This window comes from Pseudomonas sp. 5P_5.1_Bac1, from assembly GCF_025466015.1.
Lineage (GTDB): Bacteria > Pseudomonadota > Gammaproteobacteria > Pseudomonadales > Pseudomonadaceae > Aquipseudomonas.
Genome location: NZ_JANLNX010000068.1, coordinates 1 through 658 on the forward strand (window position 1 = coordinate 1; position 658 = coordinate 658).

The 658-nt window shown below is 59.1% G+C and carries 1 protein-coding gene; it reads left to right on the forward strand.

Going from position 1 to position 658, the window contains the following annotated elements:
* On the forward strand, positions 1-658 hold a 658-nt coding region (locus NTD82_RS15110), incomplete at both ends, for an immunoglobulin-like domain-containing protein (RefSeq protein ID WP_262129285.1).

Genomic DNA, 658 nt, shown 5'->3' on the forward strand with positions numbered 1-658 from the left:
CTCGGTCGACTTCATCGCACCGAACAACGTGTTGAACACCAATACGCCACTGACTAACAGCATCACCGGCGTCACCGGCGGCAACTACGAGCATCTGGAAACCGCAGGTACTCCAACCACCGTCGTGACCGATGATCCGGCTCGTCTGGACACCACCGGCCTGACCTTGTCGGCCACCGGCTCCGTCCAGGAAGGCGGCAACATCGTCTACACCGCCAAGCTGACCAACCCAGCCGGCACCGAGATGAAGATCACCTTGAGCAATGGTGAAACCATCACCATCGCCAAGGATGCGACCGAAGGTTCTGTCACCTTCGCTGCACCGAAAGACACCGTGTACGTCGACGCCGTCAGCGTCAGCGTGACCATCACTGGCACCACTGGTGGCGACTTCGAACACCTCGAAGTCAGCCCAACCGCAGCAGTTACTGCTGTAACGGATTCGATTGATACGTCGACCGTGACTCTGACCGCGACCGCCAGCGCTGTTGAAGGTGGCGTTGTCACCTACACCGCTTCGGTAACGGCCCCAGTGACCGGCGCTCCGTTGGTGATCACCCTGGCCAACGGTCAGTCGATCACTATTCCGGTTAACGCTTCGAGCGGTTCGGTGGACTTCATTGCCCCGAACAACGTGTTGAATACCAACACGCCACTG